The 21,097-nt window shown below is 40.8% G+C and carries 16 protein-coding genes; 13 read left to right on the forward strand and 3 right to left on the reverse strand.

What is annotated here, in order from left to right:
- Window positions 1-3: 3 nt before the first annotated feature.
- Window positions 4-849: a thioredoxin family protein gene (locus tag ABWV72_RS20310; RefSeq protein ID WP_216047936.1), complete on the reverse strand. Its 846-nt coding sequence runs from the start codon at window positions 847-849 to the stop codon at window positions 4-6.
- Between the two features lie 233 nt (window positions 850-1,082).
- Here ABWV72_RS20310 and ABWV72_RS20315 point away from each other — a divergent pair, with 233 nt between their 5' ends.
- The 13 genes from ABWV72_RS20315 (at window position 1,083) to rluF (ending at window position 18,797) form a co-directional block, all read left to right on the forward strand.
- Window positions 1,083-1,391 (forward strand): Mpo1-like protein, encoded by a 309-nt coding sequence (locus ABWV72_RS20315; protein WP_216047937.1) that lies wholly within the window; start codon window positions 1,083-1,085, stop codon window positions 1,389-1,391.
- Between the two features lie 695 nt (window positions 1,392-2,086).
- Complete coding sequence (locus ABWV72_RS20320) at window positions 2,087-3,340, forward strand: HlyD family secretion protein (protein ID WP_216047938.1); 1,254 nt, start codon at window positions 2,087-2,089, stop codon at window positions 3,338-3,340.
- Window positions 3,340-5,499: a peptidase domain-containing ABC transporter gene (locus ABWV72_RS20325; RefSeq protein ID WP_353372760.1), complete on the forward strand. Its 2,160-nt coding sequence runs from the start codon at window positions 3,340-3,342 to the stop codon at window positions 5,497-5,499. The genes ABWV72_RS20320 and ABWV72_RS20325 overlap by 1 nt, the downstream gene beginning before the upstream one ends.
- A gap of 30 nt (window positions 5,500-5,529) precedes the next feature.
- On the forward strand, window positions 5,530-5,751 hold the full coding sequence (locus tag ABWV72_RS20330) for a response regulator transcription factor (RefSeq protein ID WP_216047940.1): 222 nt from the start codon (window positions 5,530-5,532) through the stop codon (window positions 5,749-5,751).
- A 107-nt stretch (window positions 5,752-5,858) separates the two neighbouring features.
- Window positions 5,859-6,044: a hypothetical protein gene (locus ABWV72_RS20335; RefSeq protein ID WP_216047941.1), complete on the forward strand. Its 186-nt coding sequence runs from the start codon at window positions 5,859-5,861 to the stop codon at window positions 6,042-6,044.
- Window positions 6,045-6,125: 81 nt separating this feature from the next.
- Window positions 6,126-7,055 (forward strand): ATP-grasp domain-containing protein, encoded by a 930-nt coding sequence (locus ABWV72_RS20340; protein ID WP_216047942.1) that lies wholly within the window; start codon window positions 6,126-6,128, stop codon window positions 7,053-7,055.
- 196 nt (window positions 7,056-7,251) lie between these two features.
- A complete protein-coding gene (locus ABWV72_RS20345; protein WP_353372763.1) occupies window positions 7,252-10,602 on the forward strand; it encodes an amidohydrolase family protein in 3,351 nt (1,116 codons plus the stop codon).
- A 221-nt stretch (window positions 10,603-10,823) separates the two neighbouring features.
- Window positions 10,824-11,762: an SPFH domain-containing protein gene (locus tag ABWV72_RS20350; protein ID WP_216047944.1), complete on the forward strand. Its 939-nt coding sequence runs from the start codon at window positions 10,824-10,826 to the stop codon at window positions 11,760-11,762.
- A gap of 2 nt (window positions 11,763-11,764) precedes the next feature.
- Window positions 11,765-12,220 carry an NfeD family protein gene (locus ABWV72_RS20355; protein WP_303502167.1) on the forward strand — a complete coding sequence of 152 codons (456 nt, stop codon included), beginning with the start codon at window positions 11,765-11,767 and terminating at the stop codon, window positions 12,218-12,220.
- Window positions 12,221-12,262: 42 nt separating this feature from the next.
- A complete protein-coding gene (locus ABWV72_RS20360) occupies window positions 12,263-13,279 on the forward strand; it encodes a GGDEF domain-containing protein (protein ID WP_216047946.1) in 1,017 nt (338 codons plus the stop codon).
- Between the two features lie 270 nt (window positions 13,280-13,549).
- Window positions 13,550-15,634 carry an elongation factor G gene (gene fusA / locus ABWV72_RS20365; RefSeq protein ID WP_216047947.1) on the forward strand — a complete coding sequence of 695 codons (2,085 nt, stop codon included), beginning with the start codon at window positions 13,550-13,552 and terminating at the stop codon, window positions 15,632-15,634.
- 234 nt (window positions 15,635-15,868) lie between these two features.
- Window positions 15,869-17,890, forward strand: a complete 2,022-nt coding sequence (locus ABWV72_RS20370) for an alpha/beta hydrolase family protein (RefSeq protein WP_353372767.1) — start codon at window positions 15,869-15,871, stop codon at window positions 17,888-17,890.
- Window positions 17,891-18,044: 154 nt separating this feature from the next.
- Complete coding sequence (rluF, locus tag ABWV72_RS20375) at window positions 18,045-18,797, forward strand: 23S rRNA pseudouridine(2604) synthase RluF (RefSeq protein ID WP_342806740.1); 753 nt, start codon at window positions 18,045-18,047, stop codon at window positions 18,795-18,797.
- Window positions 18,798-18,828: 31 nt separating this feature from the next.
- Here rluF and ABWV72_RS20380 read toward each other — a convergent pair whose 3' ends face one another.
- Entirely contained in the window at window positions 18,829-19,827 is a 999-nt protein-coding gene (locus tag ABWV72_RS20380; RefSeq protein WP_353372769.1) for a hypothetical protein, read from the reverse strand.
- Window positions 19,828-20,019: 192 nt separating this feature from the next.
- Window positions 20,020-20,520, reverse strand: a complete 501-nt coding sequence (locus ABWV72_RS20385; protein WP_216047951.1) for a hypothetical protein — start codon at window positions 20,518-20,520, stop codon at window positions 20,020-20,022.
- Window positions 20,521-21,097: the final 577 nt, after the last annotated feature.

A 21,097-nucleotide genomic window follows, 5' to 3' on the forward strand; every position in this document is an offset into this window, starting at 1 on the left:
ACTCTAATACAATAAACTGTACATTGTGCGACGAGACTTAGACTTCAATGGATCGCCATCAGGCATCGCATTAATCATATCCAAAGTATATTTGCGTGCATCCCCAAAACTTAAGTCCTTTTTAAGCACTGCGAAAAGTAATTCTAATGCTTCTTCAGGTTTATTGGCTTGATGCAATTGCACAGCTAATTCAACTTTCAGTTCTAAATTATCTGGCTGTTGTTCCAACTGAGCTTGCAGTTGTTTTATTTCCGGCGACTCGGATGCTTTTTCAACTAACTCTACTTTGCCAACAATACTGTGGTAATAACCATTTTGATCGACTAAAAGAATGTTATCTAACAACAGTTGAGCCTGTTTGGTGTTGCCTAACTCCACATAACAATCGGCTAACACTAGGGCTATATCGGCCCTTTCAGACGCCAAATCATGGGCTTGCTTCGCGATAGTAAAAGCTTGTTGATAATCGCCTTGGTTAACTAAAGCGACGGCTTTTTCATACAAACCATCTTCAGCATTAGGCAAATGTTTTTCTAACAATTCCTGAATTTGCTCTTCCATCATAGGGCCCGCAAATCCGTCAACCGGTTGACCGTCTTTAACTAGAATAACAGTGGGTAAACTTTGAATCCCAAACTGTTGTGCAATTTGCTGCTCTTGTTCGCAATTTACATTGGCATAAATCAAATGCTCGGCATGCTGACTAGCAAGCTTTTCCAAAATGGGTGTGAGTTGTTCACACATTTCCAAATTCGGTGCCCAGAAATTCACCAGCACATGCTTTTCTTTAGACTCTTCGATTATGACTTGTTGAAAATTTTCTATATTCAGGTTTACAAAATTCTGCATTTTTAGCTCTTTCTATTTTTTAGTTTCATAAACTGAAACGCACTGATTGAATACTATCGGTTTAAAGTGGGGGCATTGATTTTAAAAAGCAACCTAGCGATATAAATAGTGCCCAAAAATAGTGCGTTGTTGCTAATCACCTTGCACGACAATGTCAATTAAGCGACATTATATTAAATTTGTATGTGCTAGTGTTCTGAGCATCAACAACGTGATAGCGAAAGGTAAAGATAATGGCAGATAAAGAATACAAAAGTTTTTCTCAATTTTATCCGTTTTACTTGCGAGAACATCAGAACCCAGTCTGTCGCAGACTGCACTTTGTAGGATCCTTTTTAATCTTGCTTACGCTGGCCTTTATATTTACCACTGGGCAATGGCGTTATCTTCTAGTATTGCCGGTTTTAGGCTATGGATTTGCATGGGTTGGACACTTTTTCTTTGAACATAATCGGCCAGCGACATTTACTTACCCCCTTTATAGTTTTTTAGGCGATTGGGTAATGTTTAAAGACATGCTAGTTGGCAAAATAAAATTTTAAAGTGTAAACGCTAACAATCAACAACCGCAAAAACCCACGCATTTGTATAATTGGTGCACGCAAACTTAGCCGCAATCGCCAAGCCGTAACTAAAACTATACCTCAATTTAATTAAAATCTTAGTGGCTGACACAGCGCTATGATTTTTATGTCCCAAATTTACTAGTTTTTGTCCCATTACTGCAAGACCTATCATTTTTCCTATTGAAATATAAGACATTCTTATTTTTTGTCCCATTTGTGTATTTTTTCGTCCCAAAATTCCAACGCATTTATTTCATTCTTTTTTATTCTTAAATCGTCATTACGGAAAATGACATTGACACAAACGGAATGAGTCAAAAACGGACTAACGAAGGATCGTTAAAGCAAGGAACGCCAAGCGCGAAATCCGATTGAAGCTAGGAAGGCTTGCAGTCAGATCAGCAAGGAGGCATCAAGGAAGAAGGTTGTAAAACCAAAGATGGTAAGGAAACCAAGGCAAGAAAGCACTATGTAGACATTTAAACAGAGAAGTTAATTCTGTGTTGTCCGAGATGATAACTATCACGCTTCAGGCATCGTCAGCATGTATTTTTTGCAACAAGGAGCGGTAAATCCAAGGATGGATATTTCCTACGCAAGTGGTAATGAGCAACAAATAGAGTGAAACGGCAATAGACATAAAACAGTCACAAAACTGAAAAGGAAAGAGCATGCAAGAATCTCTGTTTAGGCAAAGCGCTATCGATCACCAAAAAAATCGGCTTCACGGTGAGATATTGCTTATCCCTACCTCTTCTCATGTATTAGTGACGCTTTTTGTGAGTGCCTGGATTATTGCAGCTTTAGCTTGGTTAGTAACAAGTCAGTACGCGCGCAAAGAGAGCGTTGCTGGATGGTTAGAGCCGCCAAATGGCGTTGTCAAAGTGTTTCCTGAAACGACATCAGGTCGAATAGAGCGGGTGTTAGTTAAAGAGGGACAATTCGTATCAGAAGGCCAAGCACTGCTTGTAATAGACGGAGACCGCACACTTAGCAGCGGCTCAAGTTTGCAAACAACCTTGCTTGATGAATATAAAAATCAGCAACGTATATTATTGGCACAAATAGAACGAGTCGAAATAATCGACACCATAACGATTCAAAATGCCCAGTCAAAACTATTGGCAATGGGTCAAGACATCATTAGGCTCGATACTCAGATTGAGACACTTCAAAAACGTCATTCTCTGGTTTCTTCACGCTACCAGAACTATCAATCGATGCGCAAATCTGGACATATTTCCAAAGCTGATTTAGAGCAGGTTTTAGAACAAAAACTGGGGTTACAAAATCAAGAACAGGCATTGCAGAGAGAAAAAATAAACTTAAACAATGATATCAATGCAACCAAGAATCAATTATTAACGCTACCACAAAATCAGTTAAACCAAGCCAATCAGATAAAATCTAAACTCAGCGACCTAGCACTAAAAATAGCCCAGTTAAGCAGTCAAAGTCGACATGTATTAAAGGCTTCGCGAGATGGTTTAATATCGAATCTCCAAGCCCAAGTGGGTCAACAAACGAATCTAAACACCCCCTTGCTTTCAGTCGTGCCGCAAGAAAGTCAGATTCAGGCGAAACTTTTAGTGCCAGTAAAAGCGATTGGATTTGTTGAACAGGGCCAACCTATACAAATTCGTTATGACGCTTTCCCATATCAAAAGTTTGGATTGTATCAAGGCACTATTACGAGTGTTTCCGATGCAGTGATTTTACCTAATGAGGTGCACTATGCTCCCCTGAATATTCAAGAACCTGTCTATTTAGTGCATGCCACCCTCGAATCCCAGTCAGTATCAGCGTATGGCAAAAAGCTAAGTTTAAAATCAGGAATGACGTTATCAGCAGATGTGCAATTGGGCGAACGCAGTTTACTTGAGTGGATATTTGAGCCGTTGTTGAGTTTGCGGGGTAGAATCTAATGAATAGTACTACTTTTCCTCGCCCCGAAAGTTTGCTTAACTTTAGCTCTCGCCACTCACTGCCCTGCGTATTGCAAACGGAAGCGTCTGAGTGTGGCCTAGCGTGTTTAGCGATGATCAGCGGATTTTATGGATATGAAATAGATTTAACCAGTATTCGAAACCGCTTTTCCATTTCTGCCCATGGGGCTACATTAAAACAAATTATGCAAATAGCAGGTCAGATGGAGTTGTCTTCAAGGGCATTACGCCTTGAGATGGAACAACTAACTGAATTGCAAACACCCTGTATTTTACATTGGGAACTGAAGCACTTTGTAGTATTAAAAAAAGTCACTAGACATAAAGTGTATATTCATGACCCTGCGATTGGAGAGCGGGTATTAGAGCTTGCCGAAGTTGACAAACTATTCACCGGAATAGCACTAGAGCTAACCCCGACCCCAGCGTTTGAGAAAGGCAAACAAAAACGAAAGTTATCCTTGAGTCATTTTTGGAATCGAATTAATGGATTGAAGCGCAGTTTAGCCATTATTTTATTGCTTTCAATCTTCATCCAAGTTTTTGCATTGATCCAACCTTATTACATGCAAACCGTCATCGATGATGTGATTTTGCGTTCCGACCTCAATTTACTCACGGTTTTGGCATTTGGATTCGGCTTGCTCTTACTGATAGATACGGGCACCTCATACATTCGCCAAACGGTCATTTTAAATCTATCAAGCCGCCTAAACATTCAAATGGCAGCAAATGTATTTACGCACCTTATAAGGTTACCTCTAGATTATTTTAGTAAACGCCACATGGGTGATGTTGTTTCACGGTTTGGCTCGCTACAAAGCATACGAGAACTGCTAACAACCGGGTTAGTGACGGTATTTGTTGATGGCTTAATGGCGACTCTCACTGTCTGGGTAATGTTTTTATATGACCGCAAATTAACTTTCATCGTTTTAGCAATCGTCTTTCTGTATGCACTACTGCGCTATCTTTTTTACAAACCATTAAAACGCTTAACCGAAGAAAGCATTGTTTCTTCGGCTAAAGAAAACAGCCATTTTATGGAATCGGTAAGAGCAATTCAGACCATCAAGCTATTTGAAAAGGAAACGGACAGACAAAGTCAGTGGCAAAACAAACTTGCGGAAGCCATGAATAAAGAAATACGTTTACAGCGCTGGAATATCGGCTTTGATACAGCGAATAAAATTCTGTTTGGGCTGGAAAACATAATTGTTATTTATTTTGCAGCACTGGCAGTCACTAACAATACGCTGAGTGTGGGGATGCTTTTTGCATTTGTCAGTTATAAATCCCGCTTTATCAATTCTATGAATAACCTAATTGAAAAATTGATAGAATTTAGGATGCTAGAGCTACATTGTGAACGACTTGCTGATGTAGTTTACACCTCGAAAGATCCCATGGTTAAGGAATTCAAAAACCCGCGACTAACCAGCTCAACATCCGAGCACGATAAAATACACGGCGAAATTAGCTTAGTTAATTTAGGGTTTTCATATAGCCAACTTGATGCACCTGTATTCCAAAATATAAACCACACATTCGAGTCAGGCTCTACCATCGCTATCGTTGGTCCTAGTGGCTGCGGCAAGAGTACGTTAATGAAGTGCATGATGGGATTACTGCAACCCACAAATGGACAAGTTTTGGTCGATGGCATTGCTCTTTCAAACATAGATAGCTATCGACAAAGCATTGCAGCGGTAATGCAAGATGACGTGCTTCTAACCGGATCTATTGCAGAAAATATTGCGTGCCTTTCAACCAATATCGATATGCAGAAAATTGTTTATTGCGCCCACCTGGCCTGTATTCATGAGGATATCGCTAAAACCAGTATGCAATACAACACTTTGGTAGGCGATATGGGCGCCAATTTAAGCGGCGGTCAAAAGCAACGCATTATTTTAGCCAGAGCGCTATACAAAGAGCCGCGAATTTTGTTTTTGGATGAAGCCACCAGCCATTTAGATGTGCAAAACGAAATGGCGATAAACAATCATATTAAACAGTTATCGATCACACGAGTGATCATCGCTCACCGTCCACAAACCATAGCCAGCGCCGACAAGGTGTTGAGCTTGGAGAATGGCAGATTAAGCGATGTGACTTCGTCGATAAAACAGCCGTAAACATCAACCTACTATTTAAGGAAAAATACAATGGAAAACATGTTGGAGTTGTACCAAAACAAACTATCTAAAAGAGAGGCACAAGTGGCCAATAAAGTGCGCGAAGGTTTGAGTAACCGTTCAATCGCTGATCAATTATTTATCAGCGAACGGACGGTGAAATTTCATTGCACTAACATTTTTAGAAAGTTAGCAATAAACAATCGAAAAATGCTGCGTTCATTGTTCCCAAATGCGTATGAAACAGCTTAAAACTGTACTCTAGTACAGTTAACTTTTTGAGTATATTAGCCATACTCATATTGTCAGTACAATGATGTACGACAAATTACTAAAGTAAATATTACAAGGAGAATGAAATGGAACATCCATTCAATACAAAAATGGAACTTAACAATTTATCTACCGAGCAAGTTGCTGCGGGTTCGCTCGCAATTCAACTGCCGAAAGATGCCAAGTTGCCTTCCCGCTCACCAATTAAACCACCCATGGAAACAACCATGGCAATTGGCGAAGAAGGCGGCAGTTTTGGTAATTGGTTCTAAGCCATAAAGTAGTGAACTACCTTGTTAAGGTAGTTCACTATATCTGAAAATTTAACTTCGATAAAAATTACAGGACGTGTTATGTCGGTCGTTATTATTTTAGGTGCCAGCCAAGACTGTCACGCATTACATATGCTTCAAGCATGCCATCAATCAGGGGTTGAAGCCGCATTATTTGACACATCACTTTACCCTTCTTGCCACAGTATTAGTTGGGACCCGATGTTAGCCAAAGGTGGGTTGCGGTTAAACTCTACCTTCTATAAGTTTGCACAAATCGATAGTGTTTTTTGGAGCAGTGTTGGACCGCCTAGCTTGGTAGCTAATACCAACCCTTCTTTGTATCAAATCGCCATGAGTGATAGCTCAAGCGCTTTACGGACTTTTTTCGATGAGACCAGTATTCGCTGGGTTAATTCATGGCAAGTTTTTGATTCTCACAAAGTCAAACCTCGGCAATTACATAAGGCATCAACAGTGGGCGCATTAATCCCACAGACCTATATTGGTAATGAAATCAAAGATATTCTTGCGTTTGCAAAACACTATAAAAAATTATTATTCAAACCTGTTTATGGCGGCTCACATGCCACTTTAATAGATGAACAATTGCTCAGTTCGATACATCTTCATAAAGTCTTAAAATATGCGCCTGTGACAATTCAAGAATATATTGAAGGGACAAACATTCGTACATATGTCATTGGTTCCGAGGTTTTCAGTGCAGAAATAGTCAGTGATGAGGTCGACTTTAGACTGCAATCAAATCCAATCCATATTCCCACCAAGACCCCTTCTAAGATTGTCGCTTTGGCCAAACGCTTGACTCAGGCGTTTAATATGCATTGGACTGCGATTGACTGGCGACGTGACAACAAAGGCAATTATTATTTTTTAGAGGCAAATCCCAGTCCAATGTTCATACATTTTGAACAACTCACCGGCTACCCTATTACAGAGTTACTGGTGCAAGCGCTAATCCACCCTAGATATTTATCTAATGTAAGTTAAATTGCTAATGCCAAACGGCCTTATATAAACAAAGTGTACCTTTAAGCATACATTTAAACGCCTGCGTACAACCCCTGAAACATTTTCGTCAATCAATCTAAAGTGTATAGTGTTGACGCTTCAACAGGACAGAATATGAACTTTATTGCTTATAAAGTGAATTTCAAAACTAATAATAAAACGACAGGAATTCTCAATGAATACACTAAACAGAAGCGCTACAGTAAGCTACTTACTATTCAGCATTTCTATTTTGTTTTCTGCTCATATATTTGCTGCACAAGAAGAAAATGCAGATGCGGAAACAGATTCGCCTTCAACTGAAAAACAAGATTGGGATGTACTTAATCCCCCTTTCGAATTGTCTTCAACTAAAATTGATACTGACGAAGTTACTTGGTCAAGTTTAGATATCTCACCCGATGGCAAAAAAATGGCATTCGACACTTTGGGAGACATTTTCATTGTTGATAGCCAAGGTGGTGAAGCAAAAGCGCTCACTCAAGATTTCGCTTGGAATATTCAACCTGCGTTTAGTCCGGATGGCAAAAAAATCGCGTTTAGCTCCGACCGAGGTGGGTTGTCTAATATTTGGATGATGGATTTAGACAGTGGTGAATTAACCCAAGTCACCACCGAAAAAAATAACATTATGCACTCTCCAAAGTGGAGTCCTGACGGACAATATATTCTTGCTACCAAAGGCATAATGTCGAGTCGTAGTATCCCTGCTGGCGAAATTTGGATGTATCACTTTTCTGGTGGCGATGGCGTTCAAATCAAAGCAAGAGTCAATGGCAAAGCAGATCAAAAAAATATCGCTGATCCTGCATTTTCTCCCGATGGAAAGTATGTTTATTTTACCCAAGACATTACGGGAGGCTCGACATTTAGTTACAACCGAGATCCCTTGAAATCGATTTTTGCGATTACCCGTTATGAACTAGAAAACGGTGATGAGGAGAGATTTGTTAGCGGCACTGGTGGCGCAATTGTTCCCACTCCCTCTCCCGATGGTAAAAAGCTAGCGTTTATTCGTAGGATTAAGAACAGAACGGCATTATTTGTTAAAGACTTGTCAGATGGCAGCGAACGAGTTTTATTTCAAGAACTTGAGCGAGATATGCAAGAAGGCTTCGGTAGTGAAGGCTATTTTGCCTATTTTGATTGGACCCCAGACTCTGAAAATATAGTATTTTGGACCGCAGGTAAGTTTCACAAACTCAATGTAGATAGCCTCGAAATTGAAGACATTCCAGTAAACCTATCAACAACAGCACAATATGCAGATGCGCTGCGTTTTGATGTGGATGTCGCACCAGATTCGTTTGACGTAAAAATGATACGCTGGGCTCAGAAATCACCAAATGGAAAAAGTATTCTTTATCAGGCCCTAGGCAAGTTATATGTCAAAGACTTGAAATCAGGCAAAGTAAAACGCTTAACCAAACAAAATGACCATGATGAATATTTCCCTCGTTATTCAAATGACGGGAAGAAAATCGTCTATACCACATGGCATGACCAAGATTTAGGAACGATTAGAATCGTGTCTGCTCGAGGCGGCAAAGGTAAAGTTATTTCAAACAATCCAGGTCACTATGTTGAACCTAGCTTTTCGTTAGACGGTGAAATGGTAACTTATAGAAAAACCACTGGAGGATATTTACTTACCCCTAAGTGGTCAGTTGAACCGGGGTTATATGTTACAAACTTAGATGACAAGACCCATACTCGAATTTCTAAAAGTGGCGTTGCCCCGCATTTTGCAGGCTCAAACGAGCGGGTGTATTTTACCGCTGTCGTTGGCGGTACTCCTTACACCGAAACCCAATTAGTCAGTGTTGATTTAAACGGTGAAGACCTCCGTGAACATTTATATGGTGCCGACAAAATTAGCGAATATCGGTTATCCCATGATGGGAAATGGATTGCTTTTGTGCATCAGTACAATGCCTACGTTGCGCCATTTATGGAAATGGGGAAACGTCAAAATATCGGACCATCAAGTACTGCAACGCCAATTAAACAAGTTTCAAGTCGAGCCGGTGAATATCTCACTTGGTCTCCAGATAATAAAACACTTTCGTGGTATCACGGCCCTTATTATTTCGAACGAGATTTGAAAGACGCTTTTGATTTTATCGCAGATGCACCAGCCACATTGCCAGAACCCGTTAGCGAAGGCATTAACCTGTCATTCAGTCAAAAATCTGATAAACCAGAAGGTTTTAAAGCCATTGTTGGCGGTACCGTCGTCACCATGCGTGATGCAGATAATCAACAAGAGATAATCGAAAATGCGGTTGTCTTAATTAACGGCAACAAAATTGAAGCGATTGGCAAAGTTGATGATATCGAGATTCCTGATTCAGCATTTATTATTAACGCTGAAGGAAAAACCATTATTCCTGGTTTAATAGATACCCATGCCCATGGATCCCAGGGCAGTAACGAAATTATTCCCCAGCAAAATTGGAGTCAATATTCTAATCTAGCGTTTGGTGTGACCACTATTCACGATCCATCAAACGACACCACTGAAATTTTTTCCGCGGCTGAGTTACAAAAAGCAGGCAAAATCGTTGCACCTCGCATTTACTCAACCGGTACGATCTTGTACGGCGCAGAAGCATTGGGTTACAAAGCAATCATCAAAAGTTTTGATGATGCTAAGTATCACTTACAGCGACTCAAAGACGTCGGTGCAATTTCGGTTAAAAGTTATAATCAACCTCGTCGTGATCAGCGCCAACAAGTATTAGCTGCGGCAAGAGAACTGGAAATGATGGTAGTGCCAGAAGGTGGCGGTAAACTACAGCAAAATATCACTATGGTAGTAGATGGCCACACTGGCTTAGAGCACTCACTGCCCATTGCCAAAGGTTACAATGACTTAACCAAATTATGGTCGGCAACCAAATCGGGGTATACACCAACCTTTATCGTTTCCTATGGTGGTTTAATGGGAGAAGAGTATTGGTACGACCGTACTGAAGTTTGGAAGAATCCTCGTTTGATGCGTTACACGCCATCTTATATTATCGATCGTCGTTCGATTCGCCGACCTACGGCGCCAGACAATCAATATAACCATTTTAATGTGGCATCTTATGCAAAAGAGCTAAGAGACAACGGCGTAAGTATCCATATCGGTGGTCATGGTCAACGAGAGGGCTTAGCCGCACATTGGGAGCTATGGTCCATGCAACAAGGTGGATTTACGCCTTGGGAAGCCCTAAGAGGTGGGACCATTGATGGTGCGAAACATTTGGGTATGGATAAACAGATTGGTAGCATTGAAGTAGGAAAAGTAGCAGACTTAGTGGTTATCGACGGTAACGTGTTAGCCGATATTAGGCGCAGTGAGTATGTAGACTATACCGTGATCAATGGTCGTATCTACGACGCGGCAACCATGAACGAAGTTAACAGCAAACATAAGCGACAAGCGTTTTTCTTTGAACAAGATAATCAAAGTTTTATGCCTAAAGAAACGGAAGCGAGAGTTCATGAAAAAGCCAAACAACATAAGTGGGTTCATTAAACTTAGGCTAGCCTAAACAGCTAATGTTATTAATAGGGGGCGCTTTAAGCGCCCTTTTTTTGTGTCGAATTGTGAACGAAGGTGCATAATCTTACCCATTTATATTAAACTATTGACAAAAGCTGATCTGTTTATTTGCTTAGTTTGGCAAATAGTGGGATAAAGCATGCCAAGCTTTCAAATTAATTTAGCTAAAAGACGTAATCTAGGAGTATTAGCACATGGATTTCTTATTCGACTATATCTTTACCGTACAAACCGCGTTGTTAGTGTTTGTTATTGTACTCATCAAATCATCAATTAAATTCGTGCCTCAGAATCGCGCATTTTTAGTCGAGCGTTTTGGAAAATTTCAATCTACCAAAGAAGCGGGTTTAAATTTCATTATTCCGTTTATCGACAACGTTGCCGCAGATCGCTCCTTAAAAGAACAAGCTGTAGATGTTCCAGAACAAAGTGCCATAACCAAAGACAACATATCTTTATCTGTAGATGGTGTTTTGTATTTTCGAGTAATGGACCCGTATAAAGCAACATATGGTGTTGATAATTACGTTTTTGCAGTTACTCAATTAGCCCAAACCACCATGCGTTCTGAACTGGGTAAAATGGAATTAGACAAAACGTTCGAAGAGCGTGACATGCTCAATACCAATATCGTAGCAGCAATAAATGATGCAGCCGGCCCTTGGGGTATTCAGGTTCTTCGTTACGAAATTAAAGACATTGTTCCGCCACAATCAGTAATGGAAGCAATGGAAGCTCAGATGAAAGCAGAGCGCGTAAAACGAGCTCAAATTCTAGAGTCCGAAGGCGACAGACAAGCTGCAATCAACCGTGCAGAAGGTAATAAAGCATCTGTAGTATTAGCCGCAGAAGCTGATAAAGAAGAACAAGTATTGCAAGCTGAAGGTGAAGCTAAAGCCATTGTTGCCGTTGCCGAAGCGCAGGCCGAAGCTTTGCGTAAAGTTGGTGTAGAGGCTAATACCGTTGAAGGGCAAAAAGCCATACAATTGGATCTAGCCACAAAAGCTATCGAAGCCAAACAAGCAATAGCCAAAGAATCATCTATTATTCTGCTGCCGGATGGCGCAACAGAGCCCGCCTCAGTCGTTGCTCAAGCTATGACGGTCATTAATTCCATGAACAAAGGAAACTAGGCATGGATTTAATCAGTAACAATTTGGCGGAAAGTTTAATTGTGCTTGGTTTAGTCATGTTAGCCATAGAAATTGCTATTTTAGGCTTCGCAACTTTCATAATGTTTTTTGTGGGTTTAGCCTGTGTTGCCGCTGGCGCTCTTTTGTATCTTGGATTGATTCCAGATACGTTAATGAGTGCTACGTTAACAGTGGGTATTTTAACGGCAATTAGTGCTGTATTGCTGTGGAAGCCACTTAAAAATATTCAACAAGACGTTGATACTAAACCAGCCCAAAGTGATTTAATTGGTCATGATTTTTTGTTAGAAAAAAATGTTTCTGCTACCGAAAATCCGTATTATCACTTCTCTGGAGTGCAATGGAAGTTGAAAAGTTCCCACCCTATTTCGGCAGGAAGTAGGGTCAAAGTTATAAAAGCAGAAGTCGGTATGTTTTATGTAGAACTTGCCGACTAAAAGCGACTCAAAGAAAAAATCTAACACAGCAGAGAGATAGGTATGTCAGCCAAAGATATTGAACAGTCATTTGTCATCCTCAAACAAACCGTCCCTTTGCTGGTTAAACACAAAATTTCTGCCGTCCCTACCAATTATGCCCTTTGGTACACCTATGTCAGCAACGACTCTCCCGAATTAAATGAGCAGTTAGATGCCGCTGTAGAAAGTGATTCTCCAATATCGGAACTCAAGGCTAAAGATCTCTATCGTAGTTACATTTCTGATAAAGAAGAAGTGAATGTTTGGGATTTACGCCAGTCTCTTGAAGGTATGATGATTGAATTATCGCAATCCCTCAAAGACACTAAATCGGAAACCCAAGATTATAAAAACCTCATGGACGCCTGTATCGACGATTTGAGCAAGGTTGAAAAAGAAGGCTGGACAGTAGAGGAAGTGTTAGGCTTAGTGCGCAATATGGTCAAAGAATCGCAAGTGATCAGACAAAGTACCATCAGCTTCAATGGCGCTCTGGCCAGTGCAGAAAAAGAAATAGTGCGGCTTAAATCGCAGTTGCAAGCCAGTCAACAAGAAGCGCTTTATGATGCGTTAACCGGATTATGCAACCGTCGTTATTTCGACTCTGAAATTAGCAGTAAAACAAAACTAGATAAGTGCAGTCTAGCGTTAATTGATATCGACCATTTTAAAAAAATAAACGACACCTACGGCCATCAAATGGGTGATTTAGTACTAAAAGCGGTGGCGAAAAAGATACAAAGCTGCTGCCGGGAAAATGCCCAAGCATTTCGTTACGGCGGAGAAGAGTTTGCGGTCATCATGCCAGGACTGGATCAATCCCGTGCTCGGCATATGGCCGATGTTATGCGCCGAAATATCGAAAAAATCACCGTAAAAGACCGTCGAACTGGCCAATCTTTAGGGGATATAACGGTTTCTGCTGGCGTGGCCCAGTTGCAAGCAAATGAACATTCAAGTCAGTTTATCGAAACAGCCGACAAGTTATTGTATGAAGCAAAACGTCTTGGAAGAAATCGTGTCATGCCCATGGCTTAAAAGCGGTTTAAAATTAGAGAATTAAGTGTTTTTTCCGCGCTTTTCACGCATTTTAACTAATTAAAATCATAAAACTCATAATATCTACACTATTTTAAGAATAATAAAGTACCTTTATTGGTCATTTAACCAACTGAAAATAAAGGCTTTTTTCAACAAACCTTGAATTAATTTTTAAACTGTTGATTTTTAAAGCAAATGAAACAATGTAACCTGTCGAAAATTTTTGTATAATGCCGCGCAATTTTTTATTAGACACAGAGTGGACCAATGTCAGACTTATCTCATTACAGAAATATAGGTATTTTTGCCCACGTTGACGCGGGGAAAACTACCACCACCGAACGTATATTAAAACTTACCGGTAAAATTCATAAAACCGGTGAAGTACACGACGGTGAATCAACAACAGATTTCATGGAACAAGAAGCAGAGCGCGGGATTACTATCCAATCAGCTGCTGTAAGTTGTTTCTGGAAAGATCACCGTTTTAACGTAATCGACACCCCGGGACACGTTGACTTTACAGTAGAAGTATATCGTTCACTTAAAGTTCTAGACGGCGGAATCGGTGTATTCTGTGGATCTGGCGGTGTAGAGCCACAATCAGAAACTAACTGGCGTTATGCGAACGAATCTGAAGTAGCTCGTATTATCTTCGTAAACAAACTAGACCGTATGGGTGCAGACTTTTACCGTGTTGTTAAACAAGTTAAAAATGTTTTAGCAGCAACACCACTAGTTATGACGCTTCCTATCGGTATAGAAGATGATTTTGTTGGTGTAGTTGATGTATTAACTAAACAGGCTTACATCTGGGATGACACAGGTCTTCCTGAAAACTATACAATTGAAGATGTTCCTGCTGACATGGTTGATAAAGTTAACGAATACCATGAAATGTTAGTTGAAACTGCTGTTGAACAAGACGACGATCTAATGATGGCTTACATGGATGGTGAAGAGCCTTCTATTGAAGACCTTAAACGTTGTATCCGTAAAGGTACACGTGACATGTCTTTCTTCCCAACATACTGTGGTTCAGCTTTCAAAAACAAAGGTATGCAGTTAGTACTAGATGCCGTTGTTGATTATTTGCCTAGCCCGACTGAAGTTGATCCTCAACCTTTGACTGACGAAGAAGGTGTTGAGACTGGTGAAGTAGCGACTGTTTCTGTTGATGAGCCATTACGTGCACTAGCATTTAAAATTATGGATGACAGATTCGGTGCTTTGACTTTCGTTCGAATTTACTCAGGTAAATTGAATAAAGGTGACACTATTCTTAACTCGTTTACTGGTAAAACTGAACGTGTTGGCCGTATGTGTGAAATGCAAGCAGACGACCGTAACGAATTAAACAGCGCACAAGCTGGTGACATCATCGCTATCGTAGGTATGAAAAACGTACAAACAGGTCACACACTTTGTGATCCTAAACACCCTTGTACGCTAGAAGCTATGGTATTCCCAGAGCCGGTAATCTCTATCTCTGTTGCACCTAAAGATAAAGGTGGTTCTGAGAAAATGGGTATCGCTATCGGTAAAATGGTTGCTGAAGATCCATCTTTCCGTGTTGAAACGGATGAAGATTCTGGTGAGACCATTCTTAAAGGAATGGGTGAGCTTCACTTGGATATCAAAGTTGATATTCTTAAGCGTACATATGGCGTTGACTTAGAAGTTGGTCAACCTCAAGTAGCTTATCGTGAAACTATTACTCAACCTATCGAAGATTCTTATACCCATAAGAAACAATCAGGTGGTTCAGGTCAATTTGGTAAAATTGACTATCGTATCCGTCCTGGTGAGCCAGGTTCTGGTTTTACATTTAAATCAGTTGTTGTTGGTGGTAACGTTCCTAAAGAATTCTTCCCAGCTATCGAGAAGGGCTTTAAAGGTATGATGGAAACTGGTGTTCTTGCTGGTTTCCCTGTGTTAGATGTTGAAGTTGAACTATACGACGGTGGATTCCATGCCGTGGATTCATCTGCAATTGCGTTCGAAATCGCAGCTAAAGGTGCATTCCGTCAATCGATTCCTAAAGCCGGACCTCAACTTATTGAGCCAATCATGAAAGTAGACGTGTTTACGCCTGAAGATCATGTTGGTGACGTAATTGGTGACCTTAACCGTCGTCGTGGTATGATTAAAGACCAAGAAGCAGGTGTTACTGGTGTTCGCGTTAAAGCCGACGTACCACTTTCTGAAATGTTCGGTTATATCGGATCACTTCGCACAATGACATCTGGCCGTGGTCAATTCTCAATGGAATTCAGCCACTATATGCCTTGTCCAGCAAACGTTGCTGAAAAAGTTATCGCTGAAACTAAAGCGCGTAACGCTAAGAAGTAAATATTACTTTTAGTTAAGCTATCAAAAAACCCGATTTTTTAATCGGGTTTTTTATTGTTTAATAATAACCACTCTACAAAGCCCTAAAGCAATTATTCCATTCTAATGTACGTTCATTTTTTCGCACAAAACACTTCACAAAAAAAGTACAGTTTTGGGTAAATAAATTGTCAATCTTGTCTATTTTCGTTAAGGTTTGGATATTCTCCGAAGTCGTCCTTTTGGATAAGGAATATGGAGAAATCACTATCGACAATCAAGGAAGAAGCTAAGGAAGCTTATATGAAAACCTGCTTAATTTTTGCGTTGCTACTATTTTGTTCATCTGTATTAGCAAGCAAACTGCCCATAGATCAATTCTCCAAACACAGTGACTATTTAGATATGACCATCTCCCCCGATGGCAAACACCTACTCGCACGAGTACAACACGAAGGTGAGGTAAGTTTAGTCTTTTTAGATGCCAAAAATATGAAAATAGTGGGAGGCGTTCGGCCAAAAGAAGGGGATGCAATTCACTCGGCTCAGTGGGTCAGCGATGAACGAGTGGTATATCAGTTTGCAGAAAAACGTTTACGCTATGATGCGCCAATTGCAACCGGAGAGTTATTTGCGATTAATGTTGATGGCAGTAAACAAGAAATGTTGTATGGCTGGAGAGCGAGAGAGAATGGCGATCGCAGTACAAGAACAAAAAAACGCGAAGCCAGTTACGCCACGCCCGAAATAATTAGCTTGTTGGTAGATGACGAAAAAAACATCTTAATATTGGAACACCCTTGGACCTTAGAACATAACCAGTGGTACGACTTACGCAAAAAACACTCAGTTATTTCTAAGTTAAATATATTCAACGGCCGCAAAACTAAAGTCGAGGTGCTTCCCCACCCCGGAGCTCACGCTATCGCCAACAAATTTGGCGAAATTAATTTTATCAAATGGCATGATGAAAATTTAGAAGTTCATGGAGCATATAGAGAAAAACGTGATTCACGATGGCTAGAAATTGTAGATGCTTTTGGGGTCAACAAAGACCTAGTACCAACTGGCACCAGCAATGATGGCAAAAAGATTTTACTAACGGGTAGTTATGGAAAAAGAGATTTAAATACTTATTACGTACTAGACCTCACCAGCAAAAAACTTAGTCCGATTTTTGACGATATGGTAGCCGATATCGCTTATACCAATCGGGAGCCATTAACCAATATGCCGGTAGTTGGTGTTTCTTATCCGGGTAAACCGCAATATCATTATGTAGAGGAAAACAAAACCGCCAAGCTGCATAAGATGTTAGTTGAGGCCTTCGGTGAACAGGAAGTTAGCATCACGAGTTCAACTCGAGATGGGAAAAAGCTGTTGGTGCGTGTCTCTAGCGATGTCAATCCAGGCGAATACTACATATTTGACACTGAAAAAATGGGTGCAGAATTTATCTGGTCGAACCGCTCTTGGTTAGACCCGCGCACTATGGCACCAATGCAAGCATTTCAATTCACCACTGAAGACAATATGGAAATCCATGGTTACTTGACCATGCCATTAGCACTAAAGGAAAATCAAAAACCCCCTATGGTCGTCGTTATCCATGGTGGTCCCCACGGTATAAGTGAAACATGGGGGTTTAATAGTGAAGTGCAGTTTTTAGCTAACCGAGGGTATGCGGTATTACAAGTTAATTTCCGCGGCTCTGGTGGTTATGGTAAACAGTTTGAACAAGCGGGCTATCGTCAATGGGGTGGTAAGATGATAAAAGATATCACCGACGCCACTAAATATGTTGTCAGCCAAGGATATGTAGACGGCGAAAAAATGTGTGTATATGGCGCTAGTTATGGTGGATATGCAGCATTGATGGCCAGTGTGCGCGAGCCTGAACTGTACAACTGCACCATAGGCTATGTTGGTATTTACGATTTAAACTATGCATATACTGATAGCATTTACATGAAGAGTCATGGAGGCCGAGGTTATTTTGAAAAAGTCCTAGGCACCAACGCTCGAGAGCTAGCTCAATTCTCTCCAGTGAATTATGCAGACAAAATCAAATCAGATGTATTGTTAATTCACGGCGAAAAAGATTCCATCGTTTCGGTTAAAAATGCCCAAGCGATGCTCGCCAGCTTTGAAGCTTTAGGTAAAAAGGTAGACTACATAAACTTCGAAAAAGGTGGACATGGTCTGTTTCAAGAGGCGGGACGAAGACAAGTATATGCTGCGCTCGAAGAATTTATTAATCAGCACATTAATAAATAAATAGAATATACAAAATAAGCAACCGCATCAGGAACATCCCTTGCGGTTGCGCATATTATCAAGTGATAACAGAATCAGTCGCTATATCAGTTTTACGACAAAACGCTTACACTAACCACCATAAAAATTCTGACATCAAACAATTTTATCCGTTATGACAATTGCGCAAGGCAAACGCCTCAATAAATACATCAGTGAAACAGGCTTATGTTCACGCCGTGAAGCTGACAAACTCATAGAACAAAATCGGGTCACCATAAATAACAAGATTCCAGAATTGGGCACTAAAGTCTTTGATGGAGATGAAGTCAGGGTTGACCGAAAGTTAATTGGTGCCACGCCGAATAATAAATCCGACCGTATTTATATCGCCTACAATAAACCAGTTGGTATCACCTGCACCACAGAGAAGCATGTTAAGGGAAATATCATTGATGCGATTGGACACAAACAACGCATTTTTCCGATCGGTCGTTTAGATAAACCATCCGAAGGGTTAATTTTACTCACCAGCGACGGCGACATAGTAAATAAGATATTACGTGCTGAGAACGCCCATGACAAAGAATATGAAGTAACCGTCACACAACCTATCAGTGAACGATTTTTAACGCGTATGGCCTCTGGCGTGCCCATATTGGGCACTGTTACTAAACCCTGTAAGGTTAGTCCTTTAGGAAAATACAAATTTAAAATTATTTTGACGCAAGGCTTAAACAGACAAATTCGTCGTATGTGTGAATTTTTAGGTTATGAAGTGAGTAAATTAAAGCGCACTCGTATTATGCATATTGATCTGTCTCGACTCTATCCTGGTCAATGGCGAAATTTAACCGCTGCAGAAATGCAGGTTTTAAATGAGTCTCTTAAAGGATCACAAAAAACAGCCAATACTACCCCACAATAGCCAAAAAACATTGTGGGGTATTTCCGTTGAACTAGCTTTGCGCGTCAGGCAATAAACCTTGTACTGGAGCCGGTAGAACTTTCAATATTTGTCTGCGACTAACTTGCCAAAAAGCAGATAACAGCAATAAGGTTGCGCCAATACACAAACCAGTGATTGCAAAGCTATAACTTACCATTCCGTAAGTTTCTAATAATGTAGAGAACGCATAAATAACATAGACCAATGCAGACACCATAATAGCGCGTCTATCGACAGCAATAGATATTGCCGCTAGCAAAACATACAGCCCAAGCACCACCAAAGAAACTGACACACCGCCTACACCCTGCAATACGCCTAAAGAAGTAAATATAGGATGCACGATTAGCGGCGCAGCGGCCAAATGCAACCAAAATGCGACATCAGATGAACGGGTTTGCCGGTTGCGATCGGAGGCATCCCAATACATGGCCAAACCAAAAATAGCTAAACCAACACCTAACAACAAACCATTTACCCAACCAACAGCGCTTGGGAACACTGCCAATATAACAGCGATCATACTGCTGCTCAGTGCTGCAACTCCAGCGGCGACTGTTATAGGCACTCGAAACCGTTTCCAATGCAGCACAGCGGCAAAGGCGCTAAGCAAACCGGCAACTAGGAATGGAATTTCAGAAGGTTGTTGGTAGTTCACTAAGGGAGTGGCAAAAACGCCGCCTAAAAATGTCAGCAACAACATAATTGCAGGTAATGCCATTCTGCGCTTCACCACAAAAAATTCAGCTAAAAGCCATGATGCAATAGCAACCCCGATCGTCCCTAGCATAGGAGAAAGATGATATCCGAGAAAAGCGATTGACGCCAAGAGTAACCCGCTGGCAATAACCACGAAAATATCGTTAAAACCAGTAATTAATCGAAAGTTCTCCTCATCAGCCATTGAGGTATTTTTTAAATGAGCAATATGGGTTTTGAATGTAGTGACAGAGTCGTCGGTAAAAATACCGGCCTCCACTGCCTGATTCAAATCTTCGTCGTTGTACATAGGTTGGCTCCAATTATTATTTTTAGCCTTAAATAGGCCTTACGAATTAACCAATTTGAAATGTTTCAGCAATAAACGAACCAGAATTAATAATCTCAATTTTTCAGTATGTTAGGAAATTGGATAGGTATTTTAAGTGATAAAATTAATAGCATTACCCAAATAGTAGTGAAATTAACCATTGTTCGGTAGTTAAGGAGAAGTTACCGTTTGCCAACTCCAATCGAATGCAGCCAGCCCTATTCCTGTTATTAGTCTTTGATACTCAACAGGATCTAGTGCTTTGGCTACTACTTTATACTGAGACCTATATTTCACAGCACGAGTAGTTAATAAATCAAATCGCTTGTCTGCATTTTCGGAAAAGTCCACATCACGAAGTTTTTCAATTCGAATACTGGTGTTGTAATACTCCACCACATACTCCAATAACCGATTTTGTATCAATAACATCTTTTTATTTACTAGATGCTCGCAGATGCCCTTTTCTGTGATGGCATAAGAAAAGCCTTTTTCAGTCAAGTCTGTGGCACTTTCCGCCAACTTCAAGGAGGTTTTCCAATACTGTGTAATCAATTTTAAATACTGAATCGAAATATGCTGGTTTTGCTGAATTTCTGGCGAGTTCAATTCTTCCAAAATGTCTTGGCTAAGCATCTCAAGTGTAACAAGCAAACGATTAAAATTAGACATCTACAGTTTACAGCGGCAAAACCTAAAGGCTATAACTTCCCAACACAATTGGTCAAGTACTCTTAGCTGGCGAAAAGGACGAAAATTACCCACGGAATAAATTATGGCTTACAAAAAGATAATCTCCCCTCCCCTGTAGGCGGGTGCTTTTGCCCCGCATCGTTTTACATGGATTCCATGGCCTGAAGACCATGCTACAAAGATAATCTCCCCTACCCCGTAGGCGGGTGCTTTAGCCCCGTAGCTTTTTGCAATCATCCCATGGCCTAAAGGCCATGCTACAAAGATAATCCCCCCAACCCTGTAGGCGGGTGCTTTAGCCCCGTAGCGTTTTGCAAGGATTCCATGGCCTGAAGGCCATGCTACAGACTCTTATCGGATTTGCGATGCCATGGCCTAAAGGCCATGCTACAAAGATAATCCACCCTATCCTGTAGGCGGGTGCTTTAGCCCCGCAGCGTTTTGCAAGGATTCCATGGCCTGAAGGCCATGCTACAAACCGCGCCTTGTTGAACCTTTCCATGGCTTGTAGGCGGGTGTTTTAACCCCGCGATATGTTGCCCCACGCCATGGCGTG

It is taken from the genome of Aliiglaciecola sp. NS0011-25 (assembly GCF_040370605.1).
GTDB lineage: Bacteria > Pseudomonadota > Gammaproteobacteria > Enterobacterales > Alteromonadaceae > Aliiglaciecola > Aliiglaciecola lipolytica_A.